This window comes from Alteromonas sp. 4NH20-0104, assembly GCF_057547795.1.
The window spans coordinates 78750-96360 of record NZ_BAAJLP010000021.1 but is presented as its reverse complement, the minus strand read 5'-3'; the positions used below and the strand labels follow the sequence as shown (position 1 = coordinate 96360).

The 17611-nt window shown below is 50.7% G+C and carries 12 protein-coding genes and 1 pseudogene; 3 read left to right on the top strand and 10 right to left on the bottom strand.

What is annotated here, in order from left to right; all coding sequences use genetic code 11:
* Positions 1-9: 9 nt before the first annotated feature.
* From AC27IB_RS15480 to AC27IB_RS15470, 3 genes and pseudogenes are all read right to left on the bottom strand, one after another.
* On the bottom strand, positions 10-837 hold the full coding sequence (locus tag AC27IB_RS15480; protein WP_487122023.1) for a DUF4198 domain-containing protein: 828 nt from the start codon (positions 835-837) through the stop codon (positions 10-12).
* On the bottom strand, positions 834-1409 hold the full coding sequence (locus AC27IB_RS15475; RefSeq protein ID WP_487122021.1) for a DUF2271 domain-containing protein: 576 nt from the start codon (positions 1407-1409) through the stop codon (positions 834-836). The genes AC27IB_RS15480 and AC27IB_RS15475 overlap by 4 nt, the downstream gene beginning before the upstream one ends.
* Positions 1410-1583: 174 nt before the next feature.
* A pseudogene (locus AC27IB_RS15470) lies at positions 1584-3539 on the bottom strand (ligand-gated channel protein).
* A gap of 123 nt (positions 3540-3662) precedes the next feature.
* Here AC27IB_RS15470 and AC27IB_RS15465 point away from each other — a divergent pair.
* Positions 3663-4547: a LysR family transcriptional regulator gene (locus tag AC27IB_RS15465; RefSeq protein WP_487122019.1), complete on the top strand. Its 885-nt coding sequence runs from the start codon at positions 3663-3665 to the stop codon at positions 4545-4547.
* A 6-nt stretch (positions 4548-4553) separates the two neighbouring features.
* Here the strand turns inward: AC27IB_RS15465 and AC27IB_RS15460 are convergent, their stop codons facing one another.
* Both AC27IB_RS15460 and AC27IB_RS15455 read right to left on the bottom strand, forming a co-directional pair.
* A complete protein-coding gene (locus tag AC27IB_RS15460; RefSeq protein ID WP_296044653.1) occupies positions 4554-5189 on the bottom strand; it encodes a response regulator transcription factor in 636 nt (211 codons plus the stop codon).
* Complete coding sequence (locus tag AC27IB_RS15455; protein ID WP_487122017.1) at positions 5170-6438, bottom strand: sensor histidine kinase; 1269 nt, start codon at positions 6436-6438, stop codon at positions 5170-5172. Before AC27IB_RS15455 ends, AC27IB_RS15460 begins: the two co-directional genes overlap by 20 nt.
* Before the next feature lie 246 nt (positions 6439-6684).
* Between AC27IB_RS15455 and AC27IB_RS15450 the strand changes: the two genes are divergently transcribed.
* Positions 6685-8598: an extracellular catalytic domain type 1 short-chain-length polyhydroxyalkanoate depolymerase gene (locus tag AC27IB_RS15450; protein ID WP_487122015.1), complete on the top strand. Its 1914-nt coding sequence runs from the start codon at positions 6685-6687 to the stop codon at positions 8596-8598.
* Positions 8599-8645: 47 nt separating this feature from the next.
* Here the strand turns inward: AC27IB_RS15450 and AC27IB_RS15445 are convergent, their stop codons facing one another.
* The gene (locus AC27IB_RS15445; RefSeq protein WP_487122013.1) at positions 8646-9344 is read right to left on the bottom strand and encodes a choice-of-anchor H family protein; all 699 of its coding nucleotides are present in this window, start codon (positions 9342-9344) and stop codon (positions 8646-8648) included.
* Between the two features lie 87 nt (positions 9345-9431).
* Here AC27IB_RS15445 and bla point away from each other — a divergent pair, with 87 nt between their 5' ends.
* On the top strand, positions 9432-10160 hold the full coding sequence (gene bla / locus AC27IB_RS15440) for a subclass B1 metallo-beta-lactamase (RefSeq protein WP_487122011.1): 729 nt from the start codon (positions 9432-9434) through the stop codon (positions 10158-10160).
* A gap of 18 nt (positions 10161-10178) precedes the next feature.
* Here the strand turns inward: bla and AC27IB_RS15435 are convergent, their stop codons facing one another.
* The 4 genes from AC27IB_RS15435 to AC27IB_RS15420 form a co-directional block, all read right to left on the bottom strand.
* Positions 10179-10976: a substrate-binding periplasmic protein gene (locus tag AC27IB_RS15435; RefSeq protein WP_487122009.1), complete on the bottom strand. Its 798-nt coding sequence runs from the start codon at positions 10974-10976 to the stop codon at positions 10179-10181.
* Positions 10977-10984: 8 nt separating this feature from the next.
* Positions 10985-12103 (bottom strand): porin, encoded by a 1119-nt coding sequence (locus tag AC27IB_RS15430; protein WP_296044635.1) that lies wholly within the window; start codon positions 12101-12103, stop codon positions 10985-10987.
* A 194-nt stretch (positions 12104-12297) separates the two neighbouring features.
* Positions 12298-12882 (bottom strand): hypothetical protein, encoded by a 585-nt coding sequence (locus AC27IB_RS15425; protein WP_487122006.1) that lies wholly within the window; start codon positions 12880-12882, stop codon positions 12298-12300.
* A gap of 21 nt (positions 12883-12903) precedes the next feature.
* Complete coding sequence (locus AC27IB_RS15420; protein ID WP_487122004.1) at positions 12904-17307, bottom strand: ExeM/NucH family extracellular endonuclease; 4404 nt, start codon at positions 17305-17307, stop codon at positions 12904-12906.
* Positions 17308-17611 lie beyond the last annotated feature (304 nt).

The window sequence follows — 17611 nt, the reverse complement described above, 5'->3', positions numbered from 1 at the left end:
ATTATTTTTTTAGAAGGGTAGGACTTCAAAAACCAGTACGTAGCTGGCGCGGCGTTTCTTAGCTGGCGCTTTAGCTTTGTTATCTTCGTACTCGGCTTCCAGCCAGTACATGCCAGGCTCATCAAATTGCAGGCTGATTTTGCCTTCTTGGTCGGCCGTCACTTCTACACCACCTGCAGTATCACGGTATTTTTCTCCGTCTTTGACCACAATAACTTTGGTCCCGTGAGCTTTATCGCCACTCATAAAAAACTGAAAATCGATTGGCTCACCGGTGTAAGCATCGTTGGGGTGGGTTAATGCTTTAAGCTCAAGGCCTTTGCCGGTTAGCTTATTGTTGTCGGCCGTTGGGGCGCCTAGTGTCACATAGGTTTCCAGGCGATTAGCGGTTTCCATTACGTTCAGGTCATCAGCATCCTGAGGTACCGCTTGGTAAAACTCTTCCACGGTGCCGGTTTTACCGCGGCCAGGCCAGAAGTGACGCTCGCCTTCTTCATCTTTCCAGAATGCCACTAAAGACTGGGATGCGTTAAACACTTTATACGTGCCGCTCTCAGTGAGCTCCACATCAAATACACTGCGGTAGCGCAGCTTTTGCTGGTTTTGGATATCTACCGGTTTTCCGGTAGGCGATACCACCGACAAACGTTCTGCCGGGTAAGCAAAGTGATCGGGATGGAAGATACCGTTAGCCACGGCTACGTCGAAAGTGATCCACTCGCTGTCGCCAGAAACCGATGTTGTGGAGGGTTTAATCCATACGCGATGCGCCTCGCTGAACGGGCTGGCCAGAGTAAGCGCCAGTGCGGTGGCGCCGATTAACAGTGATTTCTTCATTGTGCGGGTTCCATAAGTAATTGTATTGAAGACAGTTCGTGCTGACCTTCAGCACTGGTATTAACGGTTTGTTTTACCGGCAGTGAAAGCGGGACTTTAAGGGTTTCACGTCCACCGAGTTCACGGGCCGCTTCTACCCAGACAAAATAATCACCTGCGGGCACATCCTCAAAACGGCCATTGAGATCAATAGAGGACGTACCCGGGCGATGCGTTGCACCGCTGACACCGTCGATGGGCATGCTGGCGCTGCGGCCGCTGCGACGCCACCACATGCGTAAGTCTTTGAGCCATTTTTCACCTTCGTTATTGGCCATATCGGTGTCGTACCATACGGCGATATCGATTACGCGTTTGCCTCGGGCATCGGCCAGCCACACTGCCACATAAGGGGCGTGATATTCGGCTACGTTCAGAGTCGGTAAAGTCACTTCCAGCTCATCGGCTTGCACTGTCACAGTGGTACCGAGGAATGCCAGGGGAACGGTTAAGCGATAAAGCGCGTTTACCAGCGTATTGGGGCGATTTTGCCTGCCAGTCAATGATAAAAAGTGCGGGGTAACTTTTGCCAAAGTAATAACTCCTGAAATGTAATCCTGTGTGTACCGAGGGTAGCAAACTACGACCTTAATCTAAATGGTATTGATAATCAATCTCAATTAGATTGGCTGATGATGTTTATCGGTAGATGACAATCCTTGCTGCGCCGCTCCCTTACCAGCGCAGCGAACCGAGGTGAAATGAGATTAGAAAGACCAGGCCAGTGACAGCCAGTAACGGCGGCCATCTTCCACGTAGCCGTATTCTTCCATACCAATGTCTTTATCCAGCAGGTTATAAATACCGGCGCCGAGCTTAATATCGTTGGTTAAACCGTAGTTTAAGCCAACGTCTGCCAGCTTATACGATGGGGCAATTAAGCTGTCCTGCGATGGACCTGTGGTGGGCTGACTTTCTTCACCACGGTAGTGCACGCGCAGCCAACTGCTGGTGTGGTCGTTAATGGCCCAGCGCAGTGAAGTTTGTATCAGGTGCTTAGGTAACTGATTGAGCGGGCTGCCAGCGTACTGACCGGTTTTTTGTTCCGAGTCGGTATAGGTATAGTTGGCGTTAAACTCAATGGCTTGGGTGAGTTTAGCCTGCACACTCATTTCAAAACCCTGAGTGATGGCCTCATCGATGTTGATATAGGTGGTGGGGGCTGAACCGAAATCGTTAGGCCCGTCGGTACACAGGTCTGTTGGGCACTGAATTCGGGTGATACGGTCTTCAAATTCGTTATAAAACACCGTTGCGGATACCGTGGTGTCCTTACCAAAGTCCTGATATAAGCCGAGCTCATAGCTGACGGACGATTCGGCTTCCAGATCCGGGTTGCCGCAAATGTTGCCGCCGCGGCTGATTTGTCCCCAGGAAGGATTGGTCTGGCGCAGGTTGGGCGCCCTGAAGCCAGTGGATATGCCACCCTTTAAAATGGTTGTTGAACTGATTTGCCATACCCCATATAAACGGGGGCTTAACTGGCCGCCATAGTTCTGGTCGTCGTCGTAACGTAAACCGGTAGTAATCGCGAAATCCTTAATGATTTTCCATTCCCCTTCGGCAAACACCGACCACTGGTGACCGTCGACCAGTGAAAGCTCGCTAATCTGGTTGCTGGTCAGGTCATTAAGCTCTTCCTCGAAGTAAGCACCGCCTGCTCTCAAGCTCAGGATATCGTTGACCGGAACGGCCCACATCGTCTGGGCATCGAGGTTTTTAACGTACATTTGCCGGGATTCATTATCAAACTCATCTTGTTTGATATAAGTTTGCGAGGTTGCCCAGCCCCAGTATCCGGTGTGACTGAGCGACAGGTTAGTGCGGTCATACTCAGTCATGCTCGATGCCGGACAGCCACGACGGCCACATTCTTCGCCCTCGGCCAGCGGTGCAACGGTTCTACCCAGCGTGGCGTTAATTTCTTGCTGGGTATGGGTGGCTTCAAAAACAAATTCGTGATTGTCATTGGGGGTAAAGGCCAGTTTGGCACTGACATTCTTATGGTCGCGGTCGCGAAAGCCATCGACGATATTGTCTTCTTCGCGCTGGGTGTAGCGGCCGTAAAGTTGTAAGCCCAATTTACCCGGGATAAGTTAACCTGCCGTAAAGAACGTGGTTTGGTATTGATTACCTGAATCACTGTCTTCCTGGAGGGTGGCATCTAAACGAACTTCACCGCGCCAGGCATCCGGGGTTTTGCTGGTGATAATATTGATTACACCACCAATGGCATCGGAGCCGTAAAGCGAAGACATGGGACCGCGAATAACTTCAATACGCTCGATGGCGGATAACGGCGGGATCCAGGCACCTTCAACACCCGGGCCGTCGCTGTTAGGCCGGGTTTCACGTGAGCTCTGTCGCTGACCGTCGACCAGGATCAGGGTGTACTGACTACCCATGCCTCGCAGGCTGATATCTTCTCTGTCACCGCCACCGGTGACAATCACGCCTGGAATATCAGTCATGGCATCGGTGAGGTCCCGATAAAACCTTTCACTCAGGTCTTCTTTATCGAGCACACTGATAGAGGCAGGCGCTTCTTTGAGCATTTGCGCGGTGCCTGAAGCGGTCACCACGATTTTTTCCAGTTCTTCATTGTCGGGAGAAACAGCCAGTACAGTTGAGGAAAAGAAAGCACAGCAAAGTGCCAGGGACATCTTGTTTAATCGCATATAACAGTGAAAATCTTAGTGAGAATGATTGTTATTTAGGATAAGGTCGGCGTAGGTTATCTGCAATCGACTAATATTAAACGGTGTCTTTAGCAAAAATGAATTTCTATGAACGTTAAGTTTACCCGCGCCCTGAAAGTGTTTTTAGCCGTTGCTGACTGCGGCAATATGAGTGTGGCTGCCAGGCAGTTGCACATGACTGTGTCGGCCATTAGTCAGCAACTGCGTAAGCTGGAAGAGGATATTGGCCAACAACTGGTTAACCGTAATTCCCGTCACCTTAGCCTCACCGAAGCTGGCCGGATTTACTACCGGACCAGTCAAACGTTGCTTGAAATCGCCCAGCATGGCCAGCAGGAAATAGATGCGTTATTCCATTCGCCATCTGGTGAGTTAAGGATCCTGGCGCCGGAGGGATTTGGCGGCGGTCTGCTTAGTAAACCTTTACGTCAACTGTTGCAGAGTTCTCAGCGTATTTCGGTGGCGGTGACCCTGGGTGAAGGTTATGACGATATTGTTGCCAGCGGGGCCGATCTTGCACTGGGATTTGCTCCGGTGGAAAAGGAGGGATTTAAGTCTTATCAACTGGCTACCTGGTCCCAGGTCCTCTGTGTGGCCCCTTCAAATGGCGAAAGCGGGCAGCCCATCCTGCATCCTGAGCAGCTCAAAGAGCACCCTTTTATCGTTTACGATCATCTGCCTGTTCACGAACTTTGTAGTCCTAATGATGAGCGTTATTTGCTGGCGCAGCCAAAACTCAGCGTCAATTCTATGCAAGCGTTGATTCAGTTCACGGTCGATGGTTTAGGCTATGCTGTATTACCCCGGATGGAAGTGCAACATTACCTCGCTAGCGGCCAGTTAATCGAACTGTTACCCGACTGGCAGTTACCTGATTACCAGGTGTTTGCCGTGGTGGCCGACTACCCGAATATGCCGGTTAAAACCCGTCAGGCCATTGAACTGCTGGAGTCTTATTTTACTATCCTCTAAGCGTTTTTAGACAGCAACCTTGAGGTAACCCTGCTCAATAGCCAGGTGCACCAGTTCAGCGTGGGTGCTGATTTGTAACTTGGCTTTTAACTGGGTGAGGGTATTCGACACCGTTTTACTCGACACATTCAGCTCGTCGGCCAATTGTGCCCGGTCGAGCCCTTTGGCAATGCCCAGAAAGACATCAAATTCGCGTTGCGTCAACTGCTTGCAACTGTCGTCGGCATCATTTAGCTGGTGGGTCGCCAATTGAATAGCAATGTTATGTTCGATGTAGCGCTTACCGCTGAGTACCGTTTTTATTGCCTCCACCATCACCTCTGGTTTACTGCGCTTACTCAAATAGCCTTTGGCCCCGGTTTGAATTGCCCGGTTAACCACGGATGGCTCGTCAAACATACTGAAGAAAATTATCTTCAATCGCGGCCAGCGTTTTAACAGCCGGCCCGCCAGATTAAGCCCGCTGGCGTTTTCCAGGTTAATGTCGAGAATGACCAAATCAATGTCTGCAGCGCCCAGCGCTTTAAGCGTTTGCTGAACATTTTCGGCTTCACTGACAATTGCATCAGGCAGCATCATGGTAAGCAGCGCACTGTAGCCCTGGCGCACTACGGCGTGGTCATCAACGATCAGAATATTCATAATGCAGGTTATCCTTTACTTTAAGGGGAGCAACCAGAGTAACGGTAGTTCCTTTATCGTGAGTTTCGACGTTAAGCCTGCCACCGAGTAGCGATGCTCGTTCATGCATGGATTGCAGACCCAGTCCGGCGGCTTTTGACTCCTCTGAGCTGAAGCCCTGGCCATTATCACGTACAAACAGCGTGAGCTGATCGAGGGTGGTGGTTAAGCCAATGGTCACCACAGTAGCATTGGCGTGTTTGGCAATGTTAGTGAATATTTCCTGCGTGATGCGATAGATTTGAGTGTCCCGGTCGAGATTGGTGGCAATGGTGGCCGCATCGGGTAACCAGTGGACTTCTATTTGATGAATGTCCTGCCAGGTCTGGATCATTTGCGCAATAGATGTGGTTAATCCCAGTTTATTAAGAAACACCGGATAAAGCTGGTTGGTTAAATCCTTCATGCCCTGGTGAACCGCATCACACTGGTGCTGAATGGTGGCGCAGGCTTTAACAATAAAATCCGGATTTTGTTTTTGTTGCTCAAGCATATAGGTTTGCACCGTAATGCCGGTGATCAGCTGGCCAAGGTTATCGTGAAGCTCCCTCGCCAACAGCCGTCGTTCATTTTCCTGCAAGGCCGACAGGCGCTGACGTAATCCGGCAACCTGGGTTTCTTTACTGGCCAGTGAGCCAATCAGATTATTGTAATGCTCAATCAGCCTGTGTATTTCGGCAATATCGGTTGACGCTGCCGATAACCTGAACTGACCCGACTGAATAGACTCCAGCCCCTGACACAATTCGGCCAGTGGTTTAAGGCGCTTATTGACGGCATATCGCAGTGTAAAGAGGGTGAGCAGTAGTGCCAGTACAAAAACAAACAGCACGGTGGCGACCGTTGCAATAATTTCATTAAATTCGGCAGCGCTATTGGCTATTACCGTTATGGTGTCACCCGATGCAGAACGAATGGTTGTGCGCGCCGGCGGCGGAGCCAGCCACTTCTCAAGCGGACCGGTTAATGGCAACTGCGCTGCAGCGTTAGCGTGCTCTATAACGGTAAGGTGGCGACTGTTGTGCAAAAGGCGGGTCAGGGTATCGGTATCCAGACTGGCTTCTGCCAGGGTCTCAGCTAACTGTAGTGCTGCTTCCCCCTCTTCACTGATATCCGCTCTGGCCTGATAGAACATGGTAACGGTGAGCACACTGAATACGGCAGTGAAAATCAGAACAATCGTCAGCGTAACTTTATTGGAAGCATTCATATTAGCCAGCAGTACCGCTCAGAATTTACAAAACAGTAACATTATACTCAAGATAACGAGACAAAGGTCAACGCGCCTCTGCTACTTTGGTAAGAGTGAACTACTACTTTGGTCGCGTTTGCTTCGCGGGCTCCCCGGTTTTCTGCCTTCAACCCTGCACAGTACGAAAGTGCTACAGGATTTCATTAACAAATGATCAACAATGCGTTAACCATTGGTAAACACAAATGAGAAGAAGGTGGTAACATGACATTTAAAAACAAACTACTGATAGCAGGGACATTGCTGTCTGCAACGCTGGCCTCACCGGCTCAGGCGGGCAGCTGGCAACAGAATGTGACAGTAGGTAACTTCAATAAAGTACACGTTTATACCCCGGATTCGCTATCACCAATAGGGCAGGGACGCTCACTGTTAGTCGTACTTCACGGCTGTACACAGTCCATTGATGCGTATCTTTCGGCTAACCTTGAGCAGGCGGCAGAAACTTACGGAATGGTAGTAGCGGTTCCGGATGCAATGAACAAAGCGGGGTTTGGCTGCTGGTCTTACTGGCAGGGCGCCAAATCGCGCACGGCAGGTGATTATGCCAATATCCTGTCATTGGTGTCGACCATGAAAGCCAGCGGCAGCTATGCCATCGATGACGATCAGGTTTATGTGGCAGGGCTTTCCTCCGGTGCTGCGTTTGCCAATACCACCGCCTGTATTGCACCGGATGTATTTGCCGGCGTGGGAGTAAGTGCCGGTCCCAGCATAGGCACCAGTTCCAGTGGCGCGATTGGCAGCTGTGAATATGCCGATGTGGCAACGCGCTGCCAGCAATACGCCGGTAGTTACAGCGGATCGCTGAATGACCAGATTGCCTCCATAGCCCATGGCGATGCTGATACCACGGTTGATACCTGCTATAACCGGCAGAATGCTGAAGGCATGGCCGGGGCGTACGGGGTGAATGAACTGCCTGGCAGCAACCCGCTTGGAAGCGGAACAAGAACCGCCGAAGAATATCTTTGGGAAGAGGGGCGGGTATCGATGATCTGGCTTAATGGCGTGGATCATTCCTGGTCCGGCGGCGCCGGAGCCAGTGGCTCATATGTGAGCGGTACCGGTATCAATTATGCGATGTATCTTGGCGAATACTTTACCGAGAACAATAAACGGGTCGACCGGAATCAACCACCAGTGCTGGCTAATGTGAATGCAATAGAAAGCAGTGGTCAGTTAGTGGTAACCGGCACGGCAACCGATGTGGAGGGGGGTGTTGATAATGTAGATGTTCTCATCACGAATAATAATGGCGATGAGTACCAGTATGCTACTGCCACGCAGAGCGACAACAGTTTTTCGCTCACTTCGGCCGCCTTAGCGGATGACCTGTACTATGTTAGCGTGACTGCCAGCGATGATGTTGGCGCTGTGTCAGAAGCCATTACCGTTAGTGTTCGCGTTGGCCCGCCACCGCCGCCTTCTGCGCCCGTGTTATCTGATGTGCTGGTGGATGCCAATGGCCAGTGTGCAACGGTTACCGGCTCGGTTTACGACGAAAACCAGGACCTTACCGCAGTAGAAGTAACATTTGCGACCGGTAGCCAAAATGCCAGTGTGGATGGGCTATCCTTTAGCGCTGAAGCCTGCGACCTGCCGGGCGGTGTGCAAACTATTACGGTTACGGCTATCGACGCCAGTGGCCTGAGCAGCAACACACAACTGTCGGTAGACATTGATGCCGGCGTGATTGCTACGCTCGATCAACATATCAGCGCTGGTCGTCTCGATTATACCGGCTACTCTACCTGCTATCTGGAATACTCAACCGATGCTTTTAAACTGACCGAGCAAACCCAGAGTGGTGGTATGTGTGTATGGCAGGATGACGATGCTTCCTGTACCGGGCCGGTGCAGGCGTGCAGCGGATCAGGCTCTGACGGTGGTGGCTCCGGCGGGGGGAATGATGGCGGTGATCCGGCGACCTGCGCGGACTATACAACCGCTAATTACTACCACAAAGTGGCGGGGCGTGCTTACAGCACCGGCTATTATTACGCGCCGGATTATTTTGCCAGCGGTTCTGATGACTCACTGGCTGGCTCTACCTGGGGCACCTCAACCCTTTACTCCACTGATGGTACGGTATGGTATGAAGGGAGTTGTCCTTAATTAACCAACTAAAAACGGGGCCACTGGCCCCGTTTTACTGTGTTGGGTTATTTGCGTCGCCAGACAACCAGACCGAGCAGCGCCAGACTCATCCACAGACTCCAGCTGCCAGCATGGGTTTCAACCACCACTTCAGAAGTAACCGGGCGATCGTAGTCAAGGCTTTCCATACTCTGATAAGACAGATCGGCATCTTCATAGGCATCGATAGTGGCCAGCACCTGATCGGTTTGCGCATCGATCAATTCAATTAAAATATCGTAATCGTTACTCGGGTAACCGTTCACCAACTCGCTTTCAAGCAACACCGAATCATCACTACTGTCGCTGTAAAGGTTGAAGACCGAAGTCACATGAAACGCTTCGTAATAGTCGTTGGTGCCCAGATAGACAATGGCGTAAACCGGTGCCTGGTAATAGTTAGTGTCGGCGTCAAATTCAAGGTCGAAACTGGCATAGTATCCGTCGTAATCACGGTCGGTGTAGAGTGTCATCCAGGCATCATAAAACCAGTAGTCAACACTGTGACTTGCCGTGCGCAGTTGTTCGCCGGATTTGGCCGGGATACTACCCAGATCCTTTTTCTTTACCCGTACAGGGACATTATCGGCGGCATTTAATTCAGGCGTACTGAAGGTTTCACTAACGGCCACTTCCTTGCTTTGTGCAGCCGATGAAAAAGTGATAAAGCTCAGGGACATCAGTGCCGCAGCAAGTAAAGTCTGTGTTACTCTTTGATTTTTCATAATCCATTCACCCTGGTTGTGTCTGCATTGACTGTACTTGCAGTGTGCGAAAGTCAGGCTGAACAATAACTGAAGCGAAACTTAACCATGATAAGACGTTCAGGCTGGGAACGGGTTAGTACGATCGTACTTTTGCTGCTTATTTCCCCTTCCTTAACGGCCGCTAACCTGACGGTCTCTTCCTTAAGCGACGGGGTTTTTCTGATGCGCTCTGAACGGGCGGTGGAAGGATATGGTGTGGTTAGCGGTAACGGCTTAATTGTTAAAACCGCTGCAGACAAAGCCGTTTTAATTGATACCCCCTGGGATGCCAGCGATGTTGAAGAGTTATTTAACTGGCTGGCATCGCAGTCGCTTAGCCTGGAAGCGGTTGTAGTAACCCATTCTCATGAGGATGCGGGAGGCCATCTGGCGCTTTTTCATCAAAACAACATTCCCTCATGGACCTACGAGCTAACCAATCAGTATTTACTTGAAAAGGGCGAAACTCCGGCTCAACACACGTTTATCGATAGCGCCTGGATAGTGCCTGGAATGATAGAGGCGTTTTATCCCGGGCCGGGCCATACGCTGGACAACAGCGTAGTGTGGGTGAAAAAACATAACCTGTTGTTCGGTGGTTGCTTTATCCGTGAACAGACGACCTTTTCGCTGGGGTATACCGCAGAAGGCGACGTGCGGGCGTGGCCAGAGTCAGTCAGCCGGGTAACTGAATACTTTCCTGAGGTCCAGAGGGTGGTTCCCGGTCATGGCAAAGTCGGCGATGCAGCGCTTCTTTCCCATACCCGAGAACTGGCGCTAAAAATGCTGCCATAGCAGGCAGCATTTTAAAGCTTAACGTCGATCAAAATTAACCGGTTTGTCGGGGTGCTGGTAGTAGCCTTCGCGCAATAAGGTTTTATAACGGTCGAGTTTACCTTCCATCGCTAACTCTCGCAGACCTTTGTTGAACAAGGCTAAAATTAACTCGCCATCCTGACTTTTACGCGGGATAAGTAAGTGGGTGGTCACGGTAGAAATAAACGGCTTGAGCATTTTTATTTCGTCACGGTCGAAGGTGGTGAAATCCCGTTCCAGTAAATACCAGGCGGTCAGCTCATCGATGGGGAACAATTGAATATCGTTGGCAATCACCGCATTTAGGCCGTCTTTGTCGGTATCAACGGTTACAGTGTTGGGCGCCTGCTTAAAAAACGCAAAGAGTTCATCGGTATAAGCGTAACCTTTGGTGACGCCGATTTTGTAATGCTCCAGTTGTTGCAGGTTTTCCCACTTATCCAGAGGAAGTTCTTCATTCGCCGTAAACACCAGGCTTTCTGAGGTGATAGGCTCGCTCTGCCAGAAATCAACACTGTAAACCCGGGTGAAGTTAGCATATGACACAGCGTCATAGCGGCCGTCTTTGGCACTTGCAATGGCATCTTCCCAGGACATAGTTTCGTACACTACATCTACGCCAACCCGTAAAAACGCCTCACTGATAATATGGTTTATATAGCCGTTGTGCTCCATGTCCGTGGAGGTATAGGGCGGATATTCGGTGGTGGCAATGGTGAGTGTGCGCCACGCGTGAGCTGAGGCATTATTTACCACTGCAAAAAGCAGGGACAGCATTAAAAGAAGATTTTTCATAACAGTCACTAAAAATAAAGGCCTAAACTAATATTTAAACGATGGGTGGAGTCCTGATTACCGCCAAGGTCGAGACCAATGCCGGAACCGCCGGAAAACCACATGTTTTTGCCCTGAATGCTATCCACATAAAAATACAGGGCGCGCCAGCCAAAACTACAGCCATTGACCCATTGCGTTGAGCGCAGACCAGCCGCCACATCGGGCTCAACCGCCCCGTATTCTGAATAGCATTTAATCGGCGACAGGCCGGTTACTCTGAACGGTAATTCATAACTCACTGCCGCGGTGTAACTGTGCGCTTTAGAGGCAGTAAGGAAAGGAAAATCAAAAGCTGACAAAGCGAGACGGTCAGTTGCCTGATCTTGTGGTGCGGCCAGATCATAATCGTAATCGGTATATTGCAGGGCAACGCCCAGCGGGCCCTGGGTATGGCGAAGGTGCAGGGCATAAGCGTTCATATCACCCTCGTTTAGCGTATCCAGGTTGAGTACGTTAGCGGCTTGCCAGGACGCGCCAAACTCGGTAGTAGCGCCGCGGATTAACCCGGCAGTATAGCTTACCCGCAGGTTGTACTGGCCGTCTTCCTGATTACGAAACTCACCGTTGTCGGCAATATCAAAGGAGTAACGTCCAAAGCGGCCGGCATCGTTGTATTCATCGTTAAAGAAGTAACCAGCACGGATATCCCAGTTGGATTTCTGGTATTGCACTACCAAGCCGGGGTCGTAGTCATCCTCAAAGCCAATATAGTAATTGATGGAAAACCAAAAGCTGTTTGAGGCAAAGGGTAATAAGCCAAAGGGCACTTTGGTGATCCCGGCGGACACACTGGTGCGGTCGTCGTAATGATAAGTCAGGTCGGCATAGCGCACGGTGTTAAAGTCGGTATTTTCATACCAGCGGTAATCTGCTTTATAGCTGAACTGGTCGGTTTCACCGGACACGGTTAATTTGAGTGACTCAAAACCAAAGCCGTCACGCAATTCAACTTCCTGCCAGTCCTGATAGCTGTAATTGAGGCGCACATGCCCCCCAATATTGACCGGGAACTCGTCGGCAGAGAGTGCCGTACCGGAAAACAATAGAAGTACCGGCGTTAGCCGGAAGAGCCTAACCTTGCTCATTATTCGATCCTGAAGTGGTCTAAGGCAGCATGCTTGCAGGGTAACAAACCCCGGGGGCGATTGAAACACGCGGTCTGTTTATTTGGGTACACCCGGCAATACGAGGCGGCAGGCGTATCCGATCTAAAAAGCTCGGGACACGGACAATAAAAAACCCCGCCTGGGCGGGGTTTTAATCGTTAAGGCAGGGCAGATTAGCTGCGGCGACGAGCGACCACCAGACCGCCTAACGCCAAGGCTAACAGCAGTGCTGTTTGCGGTGCTGCAACGTCAGCTGCTACACCGTCAGTGACGGTTAAGCTGGCTTCGCTTATCTCAAACGCGATAGGGGCAAAGGTCGCTGAATCAAAAAAGTCAAAGCTCAGCATGTCTGTGGTATCAAAGGTGAAATCAAACACACCCTCGGCTGTTGCCGTTACATCAAAACTGAATAGTGAGAATGGGGCAGGGTTTGTGTAAGCACCAGCAAATAAGCTGTACCAGCCCATAGTGACATCGCCCACATTTTCAGAGAATTCGACATAAGGGTCAAAAAACACATCATCTGAAGGCAGATCAGAGCCCAGACTCAGGCTATCAACCAGCAACGAACTGTTATCGAAAAACACGCTCAGTAACGCAAAGTCAAAGGCTTCAGTCTGGCTGTCAAACGCACCGGTAATGTTTACGGTGGTGGTGTCACCCACGGCAATTTCATTATCGGCAAGGTCTACTGAGATGACCGCTGCCTGGCTGCTAAACGCAACCAGACTGGCCAGGGTTAATAACAACTTCTTCATTATTTATCACTCCAATTTGAATTAAGGGCGGCAACCGCTGCGAGTACACAGCGCTCGCATGGCAACCAGATCACGCATGTTTACGCGACCATCATTGTTAAAGTCATACTCACTGCCCAGCGGCTGTCGACGCACAATAGCCATCTGGAAGGCACGGATATCGAGCATATCCACATCGAAGTCACCATCCATGTCGCCTGGCAGCGGCGCCATATCCAACTGGTAAGTGGCCACTACCGGATCATGATCGGAAGCACGGAACACGAGTTCATTAAGGAAATCAGCGGTTTTATACTCTTCGTTGTAATCCAGTATGCTCAGCTCGTCAGCATTGATATGCCACTCAGTCGCATCGATAAGCCATTCGCCCATGGCCTCATTGACTAACTGGTAATCCAGGCTGCCGACTAAGCCGTCGAAGGTATAGCTGTATGCGGTGTCACCCAGAACAGTACGTGCCGTATCGGTTAAGCCGGCTTCGGTAAGCACCTGAATCGGGTCTTCCATACCGTAGCTGTTTAAATCACCGAGCATTGTAAATGGCATATCCGGGAACGTATCATTCAACCACACAACCAGCGCCTGTGCGGCACGGGTACGGGTCAGGTTACAATTGCCCTGGCCGGTAGACGCATCATCATCACCACTGCCACAGCTTGAACCTTTGGATTTAAGGTGGTTAACATCCACTACTACGGTCTGACGGGTTTCGCTGTGAACAAACGCCTGTGCCAGAGAAGGGCGGTTACGTGAATCATCAAACAGCGGCCCGTCAGTATCGACGATACTGTTCGCTGAAGTCAGCAGTTCAGGCGCACCTTCCGGCGTCACTACCGCAGGTTTATAAATAATACCTACGGCAATTTCGTCGGTGCCAATACCGTTGCCCACACTGATGTACTCATAGGTACCAGAGCCCATTTGTGCGTTAATCGCGGCCACCAGTTGTGCAATGGCACTGGTGCTGGCATAGCCGTCGTTCTCAATTTCCATTAAGCCCAGAACATCGGCATCAATAGCCACAATCGCATTCACGATTTTAGCCAGTTGGCGCTCGTATTCAGAGAAGCTGTCGGCACCACGGCTGGTTGGAAAGCCCGAGCCAGTGCCGTCACCGTTAAACAGGTTGAGTACGTTAAAGCTGGCAATGCGCAGATTTCCGTCGGCAATGACCGGCGCGTCGTTACGCACATTGGTATTGATTACCGTTACTTCATTTACCGGACGAATACGGTAGGCGCTGAAGCCATAGTCCATAATCCCTTCAACACGGGTCACACTGTCGCCGGAGCGCAGCGGGTTATAAGGACCCACATCACCGATAGACAATAATGGCGCAGCGTTATCAGAGCCATCGCGATTATCATCAATGATTAGCTGATTACGGGCATTAAACTCGGCGTAATCAATCGCTTCCTGACTACCTGCGTCAAACAGTTGAGTGGGGTTATAAAGACGGCCATTGGAAACCAGTATTTCCCCATAGCGAATGAAGCTGTAAGTGTCAGAGATGTCCCAGGCGGCATCGTTAACAACCAGCATGTTCTCTACCGCTTCAAAGCTGTCAGCGCTGTCCTGAGGCAGACTGATAACAGACGCTGTAACTGAACCGGTGCCGCAGATTGCTGAGTCGGCAACGCTGGTTAAAATGGTCCGGCCATATTGCTCTGTTACTGTGCCTTGTACACGGATTACGTCTGATGCCTGTAAACCCTGAGGCAACGCAGCTAATTCCACAAACAGACCTTCAGAGGTTTGAGGATCGGCATCGCGCTCACCGTCTTCTTCCTGCATAAAGAATCCGCCCAGGTCGGTGAATACTGCTGTTACAACACCTTCTACCGTAACGGTCTCTCCGCTCAATGGCGATGTATCGGTACTGCCCTGAACGGCACTGATGTAAGTCGCTGTGTCGAAACACGCGCCAAACTCTTCACCTGGATCGTCAGGATTGCCCGGATTACCGTCGCCATAAATGCCGAAGTGATCGAGGGTGTTATTCGGGAAGCCTTCCCATTCTAATGCAGGGTCAAAGGCATCGTCTGCATTCGTGTCGCCGGTGGTTACCGACAGCAAGCGACGAATAGTATTGTCTTTGGTGCTGGTATCACCCGTGCCCCACTGAGAGCCCGGATCTACGCCTACCTGGCCAATAGCATCAATCACTTCACCGTCTTTAAAGAAGACTACCGCGTCGTCGCCGTTAAAGTTTAATGAAGCTTCCTGATCCGAAACCTCAGGAAGTGGCGCGTCAGCATCAGGGTGAGAAACCACAAATACATCGCCAGGGGCAATACTACCACTCAGGGTAACACTGAATGACGGGCTGGTAGCGCCATTTGAGTACACACTGATCACATAGCTGTGGGCCGACAGATCAACGCTTTGCGAACCAAGGTTGACGATTTCCAGGGCCTTATTATAGCCGCTGCCTTCGGTATATTCAGAGATAAACAGTTCAGGCTGCACAGCAGTAAAAGTTTTATAAGGGTAAGGCGTTGTTGCCGTAGCATTGGTGCTCTCGCCGTCTAACGCAGAGCGTCCAGGCAGGGTCCAGTCATTTACATTAAAGGATGTGCTGGCCGCAGTATTGGATTTGCGGTATGCCCAGCTATCGGTGTAATCCCATGCCTCATAGTCACCGTTTACATCCGGATCACCGAACACATCGACGACTTCACCGTCACAGAACAGTTCAATAGCATCGTCACCGTTGATGGATACGCTACCGCTATTGTAGTCTGGTGTGCTATCAAAAAAGGCGCCAAATTGCGAGGTTTCTGATGCTACGATGATGCGGTCGCCTGCCAGGGCAGAGTCAGCCGGGAACGTGTATTCCTGTCCATCGGTGCCACCACCGTTATTGGCGAAACCGATACCACAAACACTCAGATCGGCGATATCACGCGTTACAAAGACTTCAACCGCTTTGGGTAATCCGCCACTTAAATCGGCGTCAATAACACCGCTCAGGATAAGCGGACTGGCGCCACCTACAGGCGGGTCTTCGGGATCCACAGGTGGTTCTTCAGGATCGGTAGGCTCGTCATCACAGCTTTGTACCGGATACAGCAAATCTACCCATTCCGGGTGATCCACAAACGGGTTACGGTTACCCTGGTATTCATAAATTGTGGCGGCGCGTTGTTCTTCAGACGCATCAACCGGATCGGCATTATGCCATGCTATCAGCGTACAGAGCTTGCCTAAAGCGGCTTCGCCCGGGCCGGTAGTGCGGTTAACCAGCACCAAATCAGGAGTGCTGTCGCTGCCAGAACCTTCGTAACGCACGTCCATGTATAACATCATGCGTGCTACATCACCTTTAACCGCATCGCGCGGTTCAAATGAGTCGTTGTCAATGCGATTCTCTGGTGCCTCAGTAAGCGGTGCGTCACTGTTGTCAAAATCCAGGTTACCACGCGAGCCATTAACCGAGACGTCTTCAGGACGCAGGTGATGGATATCGGTATAACCTTCGTAAGAATCGCTGCCAAAGCCATGGCTGTTTGGCCAGACGTGTTCACGGTTCCAGAAATCATCATTGTTTACACCAGACTGATTGCTGGTTTTTGGCAGTGAAATACCCGAATAGAACAACACCACATTGTCAGGGTTGGTCGGGTCTTCATCGGTTTCAGTCAGAGCTGTCCAGACTTCTGAGTAAGTCAGCACGGTATGGTCAGCACTGATAACCGTGTTGAGGGCCATCTTGATGAATTCGACCGGTGAATTGGCGTCAATCTCGGTTTGAACTGACGCGTAGTAGCTGGCAGGATCGAAAGTAGCTGCATCTGCCACCTTGTCTATGTCAGGGCAGTTGGTGCAAACGTCGGTGAGATCTTCGTCATCACCGCCGCCGGTATCGCCACCTGAGCCATGAATGCCTAAGTTGGCAGTATAATCTTCAGCGAATTGGTCCCATTCCAGTGAAACATCAAAAGCATCATCAGGAATAATATCGCCAGCTGTCACGGAGGATTTGCGAACCAGTGTTCTGTTCTGGGTTCTGACGCCGTTGGACTCCCAATAGCTGCCGGGGTCGACACCCAGCTGACCAAAACTATCAACCACCGCGCTACCATTAACCAGTACCACCGCATCATCACCATTGTAGAAAGAACTGGTGCTGGTAAGGTCGGTTTGGGCGAGAATAGAGGCGTCGGCGCCATCATCAGCAACCACGTAGACATCGCCGCTTGCCAGCATGCCTGACAGAGCAATAGTGGTGCCGGCAGAAGTGCCGCCGTTAGAATAGATTGCCAGACGATAGCCGGTCAGGTCAACGGCACTGTCTGTGGGATTATAAATTTCTATCGCTTTATTGTTTGAGCTGCCTTCTATGTACTCTGAGATAAACAGATCGTCAGCGAGTGCTGAGACCGGTAGACCAAGTACAAGAGGCAACAGGATTTTCGCTTTCATCTGTGTGTTGCTCCTGCTTGATATTTTTTGAATGACTGTCCTGAAGTGCAGGTAACACTATAAGTGCTTTGCTACAGAGAAATGACAAGTTTTTGACGGAGCTGTGGAATTGTTGAGCAGCTCTTTTATTAGTGCAGTAACCACGTACCCTGGCAGGCAGTCGTAAGGGGTAAATTACTTATTTACAGTAAGTTTACCGGCTTAAAATAAGCTTATTTAAACCAAAATCTACGAATTTTTGGCACTAACGAGGCCGCGATCGAACCCAGTTGCCTATAGTGGATGGGGCTGTTCTGGTCTTCGG